Origin of the sequence: Peribacillus muralis, assembly GCF_001645685.2 — a bacterium.
GTDB lineage: Bacteria > Bacillota > Bacilli > Bacillales > DSM-1321 > Peribacillus > Peribacillus muralis_A.
This window is the reverse complement of record NZ_CP017080.1, coordinates 4,317,251-4,333,323: the sequence shown is the minus strand read 5'-3', so window position 1 is coordinate 4,333,323 and position 16,073 is coordinate 4,317,251. Positions and strand designations below refer to the sequence as shown.

12 protein-coding genes, 1 pseudogene and 1 riboswitch are annotated in these 16,073 nt (G+C 45.1%); of the genes and pseudogenes, 8 read left to right on the top strand and 5 right to left on the bottom strand.

Translation table 11 applies throughout. From position 1 onward, the window contains the following. Positions 1 to 48: 48 nt before the first annotated feature. Entirely contained in the window at positions 49 to 1,230 is a 1,182-nt protein-coding gene (locus tag ABE28_RS21050; protein ID WP_064462495.1) for a YhgE/Pip domain-containing protein, read from the top strand. A 39-nt stretch (positions 1,231 to 1,269) separates the two neighbouring features. Continuing rightward, complete coding sequence (locus tag ABE28_RS21045; RefSeq protein ID WP_064462496.1) at positions 1,270 to 1,812, top strand: PadR family transcriptional regulator; 543 nt, start codon at positions 1,270 to 1,272, stop codon at positions 1,810 to 1,812. A gap of 547 nt (positions 1,813 to 2,359) precedes the next feature. Here the strand turns inward: ABE28_RS21045 and ABE28_RS21040 are convergent. Continuing rightward, entirely contained in the window at positions 2,360 to 3,463 is a 1,104-nt protein-coding gene (locus ABE28_RS21040) for a 5-methyltetrahydropteroyltriglutamate--homocysteine S-methyltransferase (RefSeq protein ID WP_064462514.1), read from the bottom strand. Between the two features lie 83 nt (positions 3,464 to 3,546). Next, a riboswitch (SAM riboswitch) is annotated at positions 3,547 to 3,647 on the bottom strand. A gap of 101 nt (positions 3,648 to 3,748) precedes the next feature. Between ABE28_RS21040 and ABE28_RS21035 the strand changes: the two genes are divergently transcribed. From ABE28_RS21035 to ABE28_RS21010, 6 genes are all read left to right on the top strand, one after another. Beyond that, positions 3,749 to 4,255 carry a hypothetical protein gene (locus ABE28_RS21035; protein ID WP_069191723.1) on the top strand — a complete coding sequence of 169 codons (507 nt, stop codon included), beginning with the start codon at positions 3,749 to 3,751 and terminating at the stop codon, positions 4,253 to 4,255. A gap of 147 nt (positions 4,256 to 4,402) precedes the next feature. Then, positions 4,403 to 4,945, top strand: coding sequence for a glycerol-3-phosphate responsive antiterminator (locus ABE28_RS21030; protein WP_083232183.1), 543 nt, complete (start codon positions 4,403 to 4,405; stop codon positions 4,943 to 4,945). 228 nt (positions 4,946 to 5,173) lie between these two features. Then, a complete protein-coding gene (locus ABE28_RS21025; RefSeq protein WP_064462516.1) occupies positions 5,174 to 5,998 on the top strand; it encodes an MIP/aquaporin family protein in 825 nt (274 codons plus the stop codon). 20 nt (positions 5,999 to 6,018) lie between these two features. Beyond that, on the top strand, positions 6,019 to 7,509 hold the full coding sequence (gene glpK / locus ABE28_RS21020) for a glycerol kinase GlpK (RefSeq protein WP_064462498.1): 1,491 nt from the start codon (positions 6,019 to 6,021) through the stop codon (positions 7,507 to 7,509). Between the two features lie 374 nt (positions 7,510 to 7,883). Then, positions 7,884 to 9,518, top strand: a complete 1,635-nt coding sequence (locus ABE28_RS21015) for a glycerol-3-phosphate dehydrogenase/oxidase (protein WP_064462499.1) — start codon at positions 7,884 to 7,886, stop codon at positions 9,516 to 9,518. 151 nt (positions 9,519 to 9,669) lie between these two features. Then, positions 9,670 to 10,377, top strand: coding sequence for an MBL fold metallo-hydrolase (locus tag ABE28_RS21010; RefSeq protein ID WP_064462500.1), 708 nt, complete (start codon positions 9,670 to 9,672; stop codon positions 10,375 to 10,377). 119 nt (positions 10,378 to 10,496) lie between these two features. On the opposite strand, the gene ABE28_RS21005 is transcribed toward ABE28_RS21010, so the two are convergent. The 4 genes and pseudogenes from ABE28_RS21005 to ABE28_RS20990 form a co-directional block, all read right to left on the bottom strand. Next, positions 10,497 to 11,717 (bottom strand): PucR family transcriptional regulator, encoded by a 1,221-nt coding sequence (locus tag ABE28_RS21005; protein WP_064462501.1) that lies wholly within the window; start codon positions 11,715 to 11,717, stop codon positions 10,497 to 10,499. 129 nt (positions 11,718 to 11,846) lie between these two features. Further along, positions 11,847 to 13,272, bottom strand: a pseudogene (putP, locus tag ABE28_RS21000) (sodium/proline symporter PutP). 213 nt (positions 13,273 to 13,485) lie between these two features. Continuing rightward, positions 13,486 to 15,027 (bottom strand): L-glutamate gamma-semialdehyde dehydrogenase, encoded by a 1,542-nt coding sequence (gene pruA, locus ABE28_RS20995; RefSeq protein ID WP_064462502.1) that lies wholly within the window; start codon positions 15,025 to 15,027, stop codon positions 13,486 to 13,488. 47 nt (positions 15,028 to 15,074) lie between these two features. Next, positions 15,075 to 15,992 carry a proline dehydrogenase family protein gene (locus ABE28_RS20990; protein ID WP_064462503.1) on the bottom strand — a complete coding sequence of 306 codons (918 nt, stop codon included), beginning with the start codon at positions 15,990 to 15,992 and terminating at the stop codon, positions 15,075 to 15,077. Positions 15,993 to 16,073: the final 81 nt, after the last annotated feature.

Below are 16,073 nucleotides of genomic sequence, written 5' to 3'. Positions count from 1 at the left end.
AAAAGTACTTTAATTAAAGTGCTAAAATAAAAGTATAGGATGAGAAATATGAAATTTATAGATTTTTTGAAAACAAAGGGAGCTATCGGAGCCATCTTTATGGGGATTTTTTATCAGATCGCCATGCTGGGCTCATTTATGCCTGGCTATTCGGCAATGCCAGCCAATATCGATCAAATGCCAGTCGCGATCGTTAATGAGGATGCAGGTGAAATAGGTGCGACGATTGCAGCCCAATTAGGAAAGAATCTTCCTTTTGATGAAATAAAAACGGATTTAACAAATAAACAGGCATTAAAGCAATTGGATAAAAATGATGTGAAGTTAGTTGTTCGTATTCCGGAATCTTTTTCCGGGAATGTCGAGAGTGGCAAAGGAGTATCAAGCATCGATTTTACAATCAATGAAGCGGGGCCGACAATCGTCACGTCTACAATGGATTCTGTTGTAGCGCAAATCGAGTCAACGCTAAACGAACAGTTTTCAGCTCAATATGCCAAAGGCGTATTAATGAATTTTAATGTGCCAGAAGAAAAAGCGGGAGAAATGGCTTCAGCGATGCAGCATCAATTTAGTGCAAATACGGTGAAAATCAACAAAATCCCAGCAGGAATGCATAATGGGATGGCGCCGATGTTTTTAACGATGGCGGCATATGTAGGAGCGATGATTGGGGCGATGCAATTAGGGGCTGCGTTCAATGAAAGCAAAGGGAAGGCAGGCAAGTGGAGGCTGTTTGGCTACATGCAGCTTGCGGCGCTTTTGATTGCGGTCGTAGCACCGGCAGTCGGTCTTGGTATCACCTATGCCGTACAAGGGCATGGACTTGAAACCTTCTTTATATTATGGGGACATCATGCACTTGGCTATTATGCATGCTGGCAATTTACATCCATCTTCATCCTGTTGGTCGGTGAAGGCGGGATGATCTTGAATATGCCAATCCTGCTTATGCAAACCATTGCCAATGGGGCTGCAATCACACGGGAAATGATGTATGCACCATATCAGTGGCTAAGCTATATTTCACCCATGTATTATTCGATACAAGCAGACTTCGCGATCATGTATGGGGGTGGAGACGCCTCCCATGCGCATGTAATGATGTTGTTGGTGGGGGCAGCTGCGTTGCTCATCAATATCACGATCGTGGCAGTGCGCCATAAGGAGTCACCGCTAAAGATGGAAGAGACCGACCGACTTGCAGCTGAAATGAAGGCTTTAGTTTGATAAAATATGGACAGGTGACGATTGAAGGGAGTTTTAACCGTGTCAATTCAAATTTATATCCTGGGTATTTTAGCTGAAGAAAAAAGCTATCCGTATATGTTGAAAAAAAAATTATCCGAACCGATTCCAATTGATAAATTTACCGGCATTACCGAAAGTAAATTGTATTATCATTTTGACAAGCTTGCTGCCAATCGGTTTATCGAGCCGGTTGAAACGATAAAGGAAGAGAACCGTCCAGATAAGCATGTGTATCAAATTACGGAAAAGGGAAGGGAAGAATTAGTAAAAAGGATTTATCAAACGTTCGAAAAAGCCTCGCAAATCACGGATATGTATATTGCACTCACGTATATCAAGCATGTGGATAGCCGAAAAGTGCTTGCAATCCTAGAGCGTAAAATCGAAGAGCATCGGTTGGCATGGGAAACGTATTTAAGCTTTGACCAGACGGTTGATGAGGATTCCGATAAATATTTGGGATATAATTTCATTAAAGAGCATTCATACAGCCGAGCACAGCATACAGCCGAATGGCTCGAGGAGCTTGTTTCACGTATAAGAGAAAATGTTTCGCAATAGCAATGCAGCGAAAAGGGACTGACCTTAGAATGTAGACGAACCCGATGAAAATCGAGATTGTCTACATTTTTTTATGCTTGTATTATTTGGACGTTACCTCCCTTATCCACGGGCGGGTCCTATAGACGCGCTTTCCCGCGGCAGTCACGAACGCCCGCTTCCATCTTCTTTGTTTTAAAATGGAGGTAATGCAGCTTGAGGCTGGGAGGTGTATGAAACATGGTTTTTATTTCAACGCTAGTGCCGATGGCCATATGGGTCGCGGTTTCCCGAGAAGCTATGCGAGAGTGGAAAGGATAAATTGTAGTGGTGTTGATTTTGTGCAGCCCTCTTAAACCTAAATAACAATGGAATAACTGATGCCTATATAGAAAGCCAGATCGCGTTTTCATGATATGTTGCGAATTGAGATTGCGGCGGGTCGCCTTATGATCTCTCCGGCCTGTCGGGTAAGGAACACTCGCTGGGAACCAGCCTGTAATTCATTCGCACTTTCGACTACAAACAGAGGCCAGTCCCTTATGGGCGACTGGCCTTTTTGAAAGAATCATGCCCAGACTTCTTTTGCTACCTCGACAATGAATTTCAACTTTTCCCATTGTTGTTCTTCGGTGAGCTTATTGCCATGATGGGTGGAAGCGAATCCGCATTGCGGGCTTAGGCATAATTGTTCGAGCGGAACGATATGCGAGGCTTCTTTAATGCGCGCCTTGATGGCTTCCTTGTCTTCGATCTCTCCATTTTTGGACGTGACGACGCCAAGCACGACCTTCGCCCCGCCAGCTGGGATATGTTCCAATGGTTTGAAATCACCGGAGCGGTTATCGTCATATTCGAGGAAAAACCCATCCACTTTTTCTTTTGCCAATAATGTCGGGGCAATGCGGGCATAGCTGCCTTCGAAGGCCCAGGCTGACTGATAGTTCCCGCGACATAGATGTGTCGTGATGATCAAATCGTCTGGTTTACCCTCCAAGGAGCCATTGATGACACGCAGAGCCAAATCGATCAACTGCTCCCGTGTATATTTTCCATCCTTGAACTGGAAATCAGGAGCGGAAAGTCTGGCAATATACACATCATCCAGCTGAAGATAACGCACACCTGCCTCATAAAAGGCTTTTAAAGCATCCTGGTAGGCTTTGATGATATCATTTGCATAATCCTCGATATCAGGGTAGATTTCTTCATTATGTACCCCGGCAGCAAATAATTGATTGGGACTGGGAATCGTCTGTTTGGCGACGGCACGTCCGTCGACGATTTTGTTCAATTCGATAAAATCGTTTAGGAAGGGATGGTCAGGGTTGAATGAAATCTTCCCGATGTTGCGAACGTTGTATCTCTCCGTTTCGACACCATCGAATGTCAGTCCTTTTTCAGTTACGTATCCCTCAATGCCAGTCAAATTCTCAAGGAAGTCAAAGTGCCACCAGGTGCGTCTGAATTCCCCGTCGGTGACGACCTCCAAGCCAACTTCGATTTGCTTATCGACGATCCGTTTGATTTCTTCGGTTTCAATTTCACGGAGTCCCCCAGCCGAGAGGTCCCCATCCTTATATTGCTTTCGGGCCAGATGTATGCGATCGGGTCTTAATAAACTTCCGACGTGATCCGCCCTGAATGGTGCTTTTGTTAAGGTGATTGACATGCTGCATTCCTTCTTTCCCTTTATAAAATAAAAAACCTCTTCTTGAAGATAAGAAGAGGTTTTGGCAACAAGTTCATGTACTCTTCTTATCTTCAAGCTTTACACTTCTGGAATTAGCACAGTACATAGAAAGTCTGTTGCTGAGGTATCAAAGGGCCAGTCCCTCCACCTCTCTGGATAAGAGTTGTCTATTAAATTAAGTATGACTATACAGGCAGTTGTTCTAAAGGTCAAGAGCTGAAGCTTAAAAATTTAGAATATACCGATTATTGAGAGGGGCGGGGGATGAACATGAAATCCGAACGGGCATATGCTATTACCGATGCTCGGAAGCGTCTAGAGGGGGAAACCGAAGTGAATGGATTCGATATATCCACTATTTTTGGGAAGGGCATACCGATCATGCTGACGGCAGCCATGCTGGAGAAAATGATAAAAAAGCATATGAATGAGCAAGATATCCAAGTCGAGATTACGCCAGAGCATATTGCCCTTTGGGGAACGACCGAGCTGAAGAAAATGATGTTCAAGAAAAAGGTATCCTTCCGGCTGGCATTAAAGCCGATCATAGTGGAAAAAAGGACGATAACATTTGAATTGCTGGAATTGAAGCCGATCGATAAAAGCTTCATCAATCAAAAGCTTTTTAACAGACCGCCCTTATTCGAATATGATCAAAGAAGGATCAAGATGAATATGAATGCCTGGAGCATTGTCAGGAAAATCCCGGTAGGTACGATCAAATCATGTGAGTTGGTCGATGGCGGCCTGAAAATGAACCTTTCCTTATGACGGTTACCCTCGCTATAAAATCGACCTTCGGGTATGGTGGTGCAAGGACACCTTGATAGGGAAAATGTGTTTGATAAATCAAGTTCTATAAAATATACTAAATTACTAAAAGTTAGGAATTTTTTCCGAAGATAAGGGGGGAAATGAGTGGATCAGAAGATTTTGCCTGCCTCGGCAAGCATGAAGGATTTCGAAAGATTCCTGGAAAGTCCATATGAAATAGGGGTTTTTCTGGATCTGCATATCTCGCAATTGAAGAATGTAAGTATGATGGCAAAGCAGCATAATAAGAAAATGATTTACCATGTCGATTTGATTCATGGCATAAGAAGTGATGAATACGCGACGGAATTCATTTGTCAGGAGTATAATCCTTATGGGCTGATTTCCACCAAAACAAGTGTTATCTTGAAAGCGAAGCAAAAGGGTGTCATTGCCATCCAGCGGATTTTTTTAATAGACTCACATGCGCTGGAGAAAAGCTATAAGCTTGTGCAGAAAACCAAGCCGGATTTCATTGAGGTGCTGCCGGGCGCGATGCCATGGATGATAAAGGAAGTGAAGGAGCGGTTACAAACACCGATTTTTGCAGGAGGACTTATCCGGACTTCGGAGGAAGTCTTGAATGCCCTTGAGGCAGGCGCCTCGGCCATTACGACTTCCAAAACCGAGTTATGGGATATCGTTTGATTCGTACGGACACGAAAAAAATATAAAATTAATAGAATGATTTTTCATATATTGTTTGACAGCGTTTTCATAACCTAGTATATTGTAAATTACAAGTTAATATATGTGACGGAGACTGGGAGATTCACAACAGAGCTAATCATGATTCATTATGATGGTAGTTCTGCTGTGGATCTCCTTTTATTTGTTTACAAAGTTTTACAATTCATTGAGGGAGAGGTTTTTTTCATGACACCATTTTGGGGAGAATTAGTAGGCACCATGATTTTGATTTTATTCGGTGCAGGTATCGGTGCAGGGTCAACCTTGAAGGGTTCGTATGCTAAGGACGCGGGTTGGATCGTTACTACCATTGCCTGGGGATTGGCGGTTACGATGGGCGTTTTTGCTGTCGGCTCGATAAGCGGTGCTCATCTAAACCCAGCGGTCACAATAGGGTTTGCCATCATTGGGGAATTCCCTTGGAGTGATGTGCCGATTTATATCGCCGCTCAACTGATTGGAGCGATCCTGGGAGCGGCACTAGTATTCTTTCATTATTTACCACACTGGAAGGCTACTGAAGATCCAGGTGCGAAGCTCGGTGTGTTTGCAACGGCACCTGCCATCCCTCATACCTTTTCAAATCTATTAAGTGAAATGATCGGGACATTCATCCTTATCCTTGGCTTATTATTCATCGGGGCCAATAATTTCACGGAAGGCCTGAACCCATTCGCTGTCGGTCTATTGATCGTCGTGATCGGGATGTCCCTTGGGGGCACGACAGGATATGCGATAAATCCGGCCCGGGATTTGGGACCGCGCATCGCGCACTTTTTGCTGCCGATACCGGGTAAAGGAAACTCGAATTGGGGCTACTCGTGGATCCCGGTCGTTGGTCCGATTGTTGGAGGCTCCCTTGGTGCCGTTTGTTATAAAGCCTTCTTCTTGGGGGAAATAACAGTAGGATTTTGGTCAGTTTTGGGAGTAAGCGTGATACTATTGGCACTAGCATATGTTTTTGGAAAAAAACAAGCGCATGAAATGGAAAGCAGGAATATCGCTAGTTAATTTAAAGGAGGGCATTCACTATGGAAACCTATATTTTATCTTTAGATCAAGGAACGACAAGTTCACGGGCGATTTTATTTAACCAAAAGGGAGAAATCGTCCATTCTTCGCAAAAGGAATTCACGCAGCATTTTCCTAAGCCAGGCTGGGTCGAGCATAATGCCAATGAAATTTGGGGATCGATTCTAGCGGTAATCGCCGGGGTGCTGTCGGAATCGGGTGTCAAGCCGGAGCAAGTGGCCGGCATCGGGATCACGAATCAGCGTGAAACGACAGTCGTTTGGGATAAGGAAACGGGAGTGCCTGTTTATAATGCGATTGTCTGGCAGTCAAGGCAAACAAGCGAAATCTGTGACGAATTGAAGGAAAAGGGATTGAATGATCTATTCCGGGATAAGACGGGATTGCTGATCGATGCCTATTTTTCCGGTACAAAAGTGAAGTGGATCCTCGATAATGTGGAAGGTGCACGCCAAAGTGCGGAAGAAGGCAAGCTATTATTCGGCACCATCGATACTTGGCTGATATGGAAGCTTTCAGGGGGCAAGGCTCACGTAACGGACTATTCCAATGCCTCACGGACATTGATGTACAATATCCATGAATTGAAATGGGATGAAGAATTATTGGAAATATTGACCGTTCCAAAATCAATGCTGCCGGAGGTCAGGCCTTCTTCCGAAGAGTACGCACGTACAATCGAGTATCACTTCTTCGGTCAATCGATTCCGATTGCAGGAGCAGCCGGTGACCAGCAGGCAGCGATGTTTGGTCAAGCCTGCTTCAGTGAAGGAATGGCCAAAAACACGTACGGTACAGGCTGCTTCATGCTCATGAATACAGGAACCAAGGCTGTCAGCTCCGAGCACGGTCTATTGACGACGCTTGCTTGGGGATTGAACGGGAAGGTCGAATATGCCCTTGAAGGAAGCATATTCGTAGCCGGCTCAGCCATCCAATGGCTGCGTGATGGCCTGCGCATGCTGAATGATGCCAAGGACAGCGAAGACTATGCAAAACGAGTCGAAAGTACGGATGGGGTATATGTAGTGCCCGCTTTTGTAGGACTCGGCACTCCATATTGGGACAGTGAGGTTCGGGGAGCCGTTTTCGGATTGACGCGCGGTACCTCCAAGGAACATTTCATCCGTGCCACGCTTGAATCATTGGCCTACCAAACGAAAGATGTCCTTGACGCGATGGAAGCCGATTCAGGCATCGAGCTTCAGACATTGAGAGTCGATGGCGGGGCGGTCAAGAATGATTTCCTGATGCAATTCCAAAGCGACTTATTGCAAGTGCCTGTCGAAAGACCGACAATCAACGAAACGACGGCACTGGGAGCTGCCTATCTAGCTGGACTTGCTGTGGGATACTGGAAGGATCAAGAAGAAATCTCCCGGCAATGGGCGGTGGACAAAACCTTTAAACCAGCTATGAAAGAGCAGACAAGCGAAGAATTATACACAGGCTGGAAAAAAGCCGTACATGCGGCGATGGCCTTTAAATAAAAAACGAAGCAATTCCTTTCTAAAATGCAATACAGTATGGTATACTGAAATCAAGTTAATAACTCGGCCGGAGAACAGGAGAGACCATGAATGCGTTATCGTGTAGACGATAATGTGCATTTATGGTCTCTTTTTTGTTCCAAAAAGCCAGATTATGGGTATTGATATCCATAACAGAGACCCACTATCCGAACAAATGAACCAACTGTATCGAAATGGCGAGTAAAAGGCGCGAAATGGCGAGTAAAAGGAGCAAATTGGCGAGTAAAAGGCGCAAATTGGCGAGTAAAAGACGCAAATTGACAAGAATAAGCACAAACTGACGTGTGAACGTCTAAATATACTAATAAACAAGCTTAAAGGAGGAGTCAGGCATGAAGTTTTCAAATAAATATCGGGAAGAAACGATCGGGCTGCTGAATAAGGAAAAATATGATGTGCTCGTGATTGGTGGGGGGATTACCGGTGCAGGCATTGCCTTGGATGCGGCGACTCGAGGCATGAAGGTGGCGTTGGTGGAGATGCAGGACTTTGCGGCAGGTACTTCGAGCCGTTCGACTAAGCTTGTTCATGGCGGTTTGCGGTATTTGAAGCAATTCGAAATAAAAATGGTGGCCGAGGTCGGCAAAGAGCGGGAAATCGTTTACGAGAATGGGCCGCATGTGACCACGCCGGAATGGATGCTGCTGCCGATGCACAAAGGTGGCACCTTTGGGAAATTCAGTACCTCCATTGGATTACGGGTATATGATTTTCTGGCAGGGGTTAAAAAAGCCGAGCGCAGGAAAATGCTTTCGATAGATGAGACGCTAGCTCGTGAGCCGTTAGTGAAGAAAGAGGGTTTGAAGGGCGGAGGGTACTATGTTGAATACCGGACCGATGATGCCCGGCTGACGATTGAGGTCATGAAGGCTGCTGTTAATAAAGGGGCGACACCGATCAATTATACGCGCGTGGATAAATTGTTGTATGAAAACGGAAGGGTGTCTGGCGTCCAGGTTGCCGATTTACTATCAGGGACCTCTTATGAAATAAATGCAGACAAGGTCATTAATGCAGCAGGGCCATGGGTGGATTCCATTCGCGAAAAAGATCAATCGAAAAAAGGGAAAACGCTTAAGTTATCAAAGGGTGTTCATGTGGTCATCGATCAATCGAAATTCCCCTTGAAGCAGGCGATTTACTTTGATACGCCCGATGGACGGATGATCTTTGCCATCCCAAGAGCAGGTAAGGCTTATGTGGGCACGACGGATACCTTTTATGATGGCAATCCTGCCGTCCCGACGATTACGTCGGCAGATCGTGCTTACTTATTGAAGGCGATTGATTATATGTTTCCGCAGGTGAAGATTTCCGAGGATGATATCGAATCGAGCTGGGCCGGAGTAAGGCCGCTGATTCTTGAAGAAGGGAAGGACCCTTCCGAAATATCCCGTAAAGATGAAATTTGGGAGTCCGATTCGGGACTGATCACGATAGCGGGTGGAAAATTGACTGGCTACCGCAAAATGGCGAAAACGACGGTTGACCTTGTGGCAGGGAAGCTCAATAAGTCATACCCTGCCAGCAATACGAAGGGCATGCCGATTTCCGGGGGCGATGTTGGGGGATCGAGAAACTTCTCGAGTTATATTAAGCAGCATGTTCAAGCTGGTGTGGACTCGGGTCTCGCTGTCAAGGATTCCGAGGAGCTATTGGCCATGTACGGGTCTAATGCACCTGTATTATTCGATATCGCAAAAAGCAATCGGGACGGGGAAACAAGCCTGCCGAAAAAATTGTACGTTCAGCTGAAATATGCCCTGGATCATGAAATGGCCGCGACGCCGGTCGACTTCTTCTTCCGCAGGACCGGGACCCTGTTATTCGATATCGATTTAGTCCAGACGCATAAAAGTGCCGTGATCGACTATATGGCTGGCTATTTCGAATGGTCCGAGTCAACGAAATTGGATCGGGCAAAACAATTGGAACAGGAAATACTTGGTGCGACCAAAGTATCGTGACTTATATGAAAAACAGGGCGCCAGCGATATTGCTGGCGCCTTGCTTTTCGGGTAGGTAGACATCTTATTATTTACTAATGGAATATTATCGATGAACTTATCGTATTAGTTAAATGTCCAATTGGTTTTACGGGAGGAGCTTTGTTCAAAGATGAAAATGACTAAAATGGGTACAGTATATCAATTATCCTTCATGCCACGTGTTTTTCCTGTGAACTGTTATTTTGTTGAAGAGGAGGATAGCTTAACGCTAATAGATGCAGCTTTGCCTTACAGTACAAAAAGTATAGTGAAGGCAGCAAGGGTGATTGGAAAACCGATCAAAAGGATCATCATCACTCACGCGCATGGTGACCATGTTGGTGCACTGGACGGGCTAAAAGAGTTGCTTCCCGATATGCACGTGAGCATTTCGGTTCGGGATGCAGCATTACTTGCTGGCGATTCTACACTCCTGGAAAGTGAAGCACACTCTCCGATCCGCGGGGGAGTCCCTAAACATATTGAAACTCATCCGGACTCATTACTTATAGAGGGTGATCGGATTGGTTCTTTGGAAGTTATTCTTTCGCCCGGGCATACCCCTGGCTCGATTTCGCTGATCGACACGCGGAATCATAGCTTGATTGCTGGCGATGCCATGGTAACGAGAGGGGGAACAGCTGTGTCCGGCACCTTTAAGCCGTTATTTCCGTTCCCGGCCTTTGCCACCTGGAATAAACGCATGGCTCTTGAAAGTGTTAAGAAACTATTAAGCTTTAAACCGAGTTTGCTTGCTGTAGGTCATGGGAGGATGCTGGAACAACCCGAAGCTTCGATGAGCAAGGCTATAGTTGAAGCGGAATTGAAGCTTCAGTAATTAAAACTGGCAAAGCCTGGCGATACATATGGTTATCATCCAAAGCGCTAATATAAGAGAGAGAATGAAAAAAAACCCTTGGTCGCAAGGGTTTTGGGATGTTACAGGGCATGTCTCCCCTAAGTCTTCTGCTTCATGAGCTGTAAGTCGATGTAGACCTGTATTCGCGAATGTAAGTCGTCAAAATCGATTGATGTGAGTTCGGCTATTTGATTCAATCTATATTTCAAGGTGTTTGTATGAATGTATAACCGCTCAGCCGTCGGCTTGATCCGGCAATTGTTCAGCAAATAGATCTCCAGTGTCTGAAGGAGCTTCGTTTGGCTTTCTTGGTCCTTCTTTTGTAAAATCAGCAAATCATTATTGATATAATTCGTTTTTGTATGATGATTGGAGATCATTTCGAGGTAACGAAAAATCCCAAGTTTGCTATATTCAAAAGGAAGCTGTTCAGGGTGACCGATGAATTTGGCTGCGTTGATCACTTCCAATGCTTCGAGATAGGATTTCCTCAATTGAAGGATCGAGGAATATTCATTGCCGATTCCAGGGAAAATCCTATGGTCATGGAACTGGGAGAGCACCGTATTCGTGAAATCATGGGCGCTATCCGCAAGCATGCCTTTTCCTTTCCCGTTGCTGCCAATGATGACGACGATCTTCATCTGGTTTGTGAAGACATGTGCGAAATGATTCAATGCATGGGCAAACAAGCTGACTGTATCCGTCAATTCATCGAAAAGCTCCGCATCGGATTGAGCGACGGTAAAGACGTTCACGATGAACGTTTCCGGAATGAGGATACTCATGTTGGCGGCTTCCCATTTAATTTGATTTTCAGTTTGATAGACTTCGTCAATGACCTTTTGGTAGAACTCGTTTTTTTCTTCGTCCTTTTTCATATTCAGTTGTTTTTTTTGGTAGAGGAGCTTGCCGATATGATGGGAAACCTCATGTAAAAATTCCAAATCGGCATCAGCAATCATCTCCGTTTCCTGGACCCAGATGAACCCGAAAACCTGCCCTTTATGGACAGCGCTTACAACGACCCTTTGATTCAAGCCGATATCCTCGATTTGTTTCACCCGGAATGGGTGCTGCATCGTTTTAAGCTGCTCGACAATGCCCTCATCCATGAATTTTTCCAAAATCGGGATCGGCCAATGCTTCGTGAAGATCGTTTGTCGGTTGGCTTGGTCGAAGTGCTCGATATAATACGAACTATATGCCAGCAATAAAAATTGTTCATTTTCGATGACGACTGGTTTTTTTAAATAGGTGCTGACCATATCGGTTATATCGTTGATGTTTGTTAGAGTAAGGATTTTTTCTAATGACATATATGGCCCCCAGTTTTTTGAAGTGAATGACAACTTAATAATACTGATAAACGAATGATGTGTATAGGGGCAAGTGGAAAGAAAGAACGGTCTACGAAAATATTTTCGTAGACCGTTCTTTATAGGAGATTATTTTTCTTTCAATGTTCTCTCAAACTGTTCGAATTGCTGTTCTACTTCTTTAGATGGCTTAGCTGTTAGAAGACTGACCACGATGATGGCAATCAAGCTAGCGGCAAAGCCTGGGATCATTTCGTAAAGCGTATCGGAAAGGCCTGCCATCGACCAGAAAATCACAGTCGCGGCACCAACGACCATCCCAGCTAAAGCACCCCATTTTGTCATGCGCTTCCAGCAGAGACTGAGTAACACTAGCGGACCGAATGAAGATCCGAAACCAGCCCAAGCATAACCGACAAGTCCAAGAATGGTGTCATTTTTCTCCCAAGAGAGAAAGAGCGCGACGATGGATATGATCAGGACGGAAAGCCTCCCAAGGAAGACGAGCTCTTTATCAGAAGCGGAGCGACGGAAGAAGGTTTTGTATATATCTTCCGTTAAAGAGCTGGCAGTGACCAAAAGCTGTGAAGAAATCGTGCTCATGACGGCAGCCAGTATCGCTGAGATCAAGAAGCCGGTAATGAAGGGATGGAAAAGGATTTCCCCTAACTCTATGAATATCGTTTCAGGATCAGCTAATTTGAGACCGTTCTGGGAATAATACGTTATTCCGATGAATCCCGTCAGCATCGCACCTATTGTGGAAAAGATCATCCAGCTCATGCCGATCGTACGGGCTTTCTTTATTTCCTTGACGGAACTGATCGCCATAAAGCGGACAATGATATGGGGTTGTCCGAAATAACCTAATCCCCATGCAAATAAGGAGATGATCCCCAAAAGACTCGTTCCGGTAAAAATATTTAAAAGGGCAGGATCAATGGAACGCGGTGTTTCTATGACAGGGCCAAAGCCGCCAACATGGAAAAGGGTAACGATCGGTACAAGAACAAGGGCGACGACCATGATGATTCCTTGAACGAAGTCTGTCCAGCTTACCGCCAGGAATCCGCCGAATAACGTGTAGGCCACGACCACGCCTGTCAAGATCCATAGGCCAGCATGGTAATCAAGGCCAAATGTACTCTGGAATAAGACTCCGCCGGATACCATACCGGAAGAAACGTAAAACGTAAAGAATATCAGGATAACTAAAGCCGAGATGAGCCTTAGGATCCGTGAGCCTTCGCCAAAACGATTTTCCAGGAAAGCAGGAATCGTTATGGAATTATTGGCCACTTCCGTGTAGGTTCTCAATCTAGGTGCTACGTATAACCAGTTTGCATAGGCACCTAGCGTCAGGCCGATGACAATCCATATTGAGCTAAGTCCCGTTGCGAACATGGCGCCTGGCATCCCCATTAGAAGCCAGCCGCTCATATCGGCGGCACCGGCGCTCAATGCTAGTGACAGCAGGTCCAAGGCCCCTGTCTCCCAGCATGTAGTCATTTAGATTGGACGTTCTTTTGTAGGCAAAATATCCGATTAACAGCATGCCCGCCATATAAATGCTAATGGAAAGTAATAATGAAATATCGATCATAGGAAGACTCCCTTCAGGATGAAATAGTTAATTTTTTGTTTAAAAAGAGGAAGCAACCTATTTGTCACTTCCTCCAATTTACATCGTTTTGTATTGTATCATATAGTTGAAGATACATCAGCAATACGAGGGCATTTCCTTTTCAATTGCTTCTTGAAATATCGATCAGAACGTTTCTGATGTTGTTTTGGCTTGCATATGAAGCTGCAAGTAGTCCGGGCCGCCTGCTTTAGAATCGGTTCCTGACATATTGAATCCGCCGAACGGCTGGTAGCCTACGATTGCGCCCGTACAGCCACGGTTGAAATACAGGTTCCCTACATGGAATTCTTCACGTGCTTTTTCCATGTTCAGGCGATTTGTCGTAATGACGGCACCAGTTAAACCGTATTCCGTGTTATTGGCAATTTCAAGAGCTTCGGTAAAGTCCTTCGCCCTTGCAAAAGCGACGACAGGTCCAAAGATTTCCTCTTGCATCAACCTTGCTTTAGGGGCGACATCCGCAACGATCGTCGGCTGAACGAAGTAGCCTTTTGAACTATCTCCTTCACCGCCAGTTAGAACGCGTCCTTCTTCTTTACCTATTTCAACATAGCTCATGATTTTGTCGAATGCCGCTTGGTCGATGACCGGTCCCATGAAATGATTCTCGGTAGGATTCCCGACAGTCAGCTGCTTAGTTAACTCGACGGCACGATCCAAAACCTGATCGTAGACATCTTCCACGATAACGGCACGGGAGCATGCAGAGCACTTCTGGCCGGCGAAGCCAAATGCCGATTTGACGATCGATTGTGCAGCCAATTCAAGATCCGCCTCTTTGTCGACGACAATTGTATCTTTGCCGCCCATTTCAGCAATGACACGCTTCAGCCAAATTTGGCCTTCGTTCACTTCTGAAGCACGCTTGTAAATGCGCAGACCTACATCACGTGAACCTGTGAAGGAAATGAAACGTGTTTTTGGATGATCCACTAGATAGTCCCCGACTTCTGCTCCGTTTCCTGGCACGAAATTCAATACACCTGCTGGAAGCCCTGCTTCATGCATCACTTCAACGAATTTCGCTGCTACGATAGGGGTGGTCGAAGCTGGTTTCAAAAGAATGGTGTTCCCGGTGACGATAGCTGCAACGGCTGTACCTGCCATGATGGCAAATGGGAAGTTCCAAGGAGAAATGATGATGCCTACCCCTAATGGAATGTAATCATAACGGTTATATTCGCCAGGACGGCTTTGGACAGGTACGCCATCTTTGAGTGTCAGCATTTGGCGGGCATAGAATTCAAGGAAATCGATCGCTTCCGCAGTATCTGCATCCGCTTCATTCCAAGGTTTGCCTGCTTCTTTTGTCAATAATGCCGAGAATTCATGCTTGCGTCTGCGAATGATGGCTGCGGCTTTGAATAAAACGTCAGCACGGATTTCCGGCTTCACTTTTTTCCAGCTTTCAAAAGCGGTGACGGCTTCCTGCATCGCCTTTTCAGCAAGGTCTTTGTTCGCTTTTGATACGCGGCCGATGACTTCTTCTTTATCCGCAGGGTTATAGGAAACGATTTTCTCGTCAGTCGTCACTTTTTCGGCACCGATGTATAGGGGATAGTCTTGGCCTAGGTAGCCTTCAACTGTTTGCAGTGCTGCCTCATAGGCTTTTTTGTTTTCCTCGTTTGTAAAATCGACAAATGGTTCGTGTTTATATGAAATCATTGATGATCACACCTTTTCATGGATTTTTTAAAAAGTTTGGATTAACGTCAGCTTCTGACCATCCCTTTGAAAGCAAAGGAAATGTTCGATGGTCTCTCAGCAAGCCTTCTCATGAAATACCCATACCAGTCGAGGCCATAAGGAACATAGACGCGCATTTTGTACCCTTGCTTGACCAGTTCATGCTGGGTTTTGCTTCTCATGCCATAAAGCATTTGAAATTCAAATTGCGTATTTGGGATATTGTGCTTTTTGGCCAGCTCTTTCGTAAATTCGATGATTTTGTCATCATGTGAAGCGATGGCTGTGTAATTGCCGTTAAGCAGACTTTGCTTAATCAGCTTTTTATAGTTTTCATCCACATCTTTCTTTTCGGGAAATGCCACTTCGGGAGATTCCTTGTAAGCACCCTTAACGAGACGCAGGAATGGCTTAAATTGACCAAGATCATCCAAATCCTTCTCTGTGCGGAATAGATATGCTTGCAGAACAGTACTTATGCAGCTGTATTTTTCTTTGAACTGCCTAAAAATATCGATGGTTGCCTGACAGCGGACTTCATCCTCCATATCAATCGTGACCATGACACCATGCTTTTCAGCTGTGTCGAGAATTTTTGTCATGTTCTCGATGACCAGTGCATGATCGATATCGAGTCCGAGCGAAGTCATCTTCAAGGAAACCTGTGAATCGAGCTTTTCCCTGCTGATCATTTCAATCGTTTCGATGCATTCGGCCGTCCGCTCCTGAGTCACCTTCTTTGAATCAACGAACTCCCCAAGATGGTCGACGGTAACCGATAGGCCACTATCGTTAAGCTGTTTAATGAATTTAATCGAGCTTTGGAAATCGGTTCCCCCGATGATCTTACCGGCAGCGAAACTTCCTCCGCGTTTCTTGGCAATATTATTCAGCATGTTATTTTTAGATAAAAATAAGAAAAAGTCCCTTGTAATGGCTTCCATATAAAGCGCACCCCCTAAGAAGATGTATTCATGAATTAAGCTTACGTTTTTTTGATAATATTCACAATGTTTGAAAAAACC

Coding starts and splice junctions, on each gene's coding strand:
- ABE28_RS21050 (WP_064462495.1), top strand. CDS start 49: ATGAAATTTATAGATTTTTTGAAAACAAAGGGAGCTATCGGAGCCATC.
- ABE28_RS21040 (WP_064462514.1), bottom strand. CDS start 3,463: ATGTCAATCACCTTAACAAAAGCACCATTCAGGGCGGATCACGTCGGA.
- ABE28_RS21035 (WP_069191723.1), top strand. CDS start 3,749: ATGAACATGAAATCCGAACGGGCATATGCTATTACCGATGCTCGGAAG.
- ABE28_RS21025 (WP_064462516.1), top strand. CDS start 5,174: ATGACACCATTTTGGGGAGAATTAGTAGGCACCATGATTTTGATTTTA.
- glpK (WP_064462498.1), top strand. CDS start 6,019: ATGGAAACCTATATTTTATCTTTAGATCAAGGAACGACAAGTTCACGG.
- ABE28_RS21015 (WP_064462499.1), top strand. CDS start 7,884: ATGAAGTTTTCAAATAAATATCGGGAAGAAACGATCGGGCTGCTGAAT.
- ABE28_RS21010 (WP_064462500.1), top strand. CDS start 9,670: ATGAAAATGACTAAAATGGGTACAGTATATCAATTATCCTTCATGCCA.
- ABE28_RS21005 (WP_064462501.1), bottom strand. CDS start 11,717: ATGTCATTAGAAAAAATCCTTACTCTAACAAACATCAACGATATAACC.
- pruA (WP_064462502.1), bottom strand. CDS start 15,027: ATGATTTCATATAAACACGAACCATTTGTCGATTTTACAAACGAGGAA.
- ABE28_RS20990 (WP_064462503.1), bottom strand. CDS start 15,992: ATGGAAGCCATTACAAGGGACTTTTTCTTATTTTTATCTAAAAATAAC.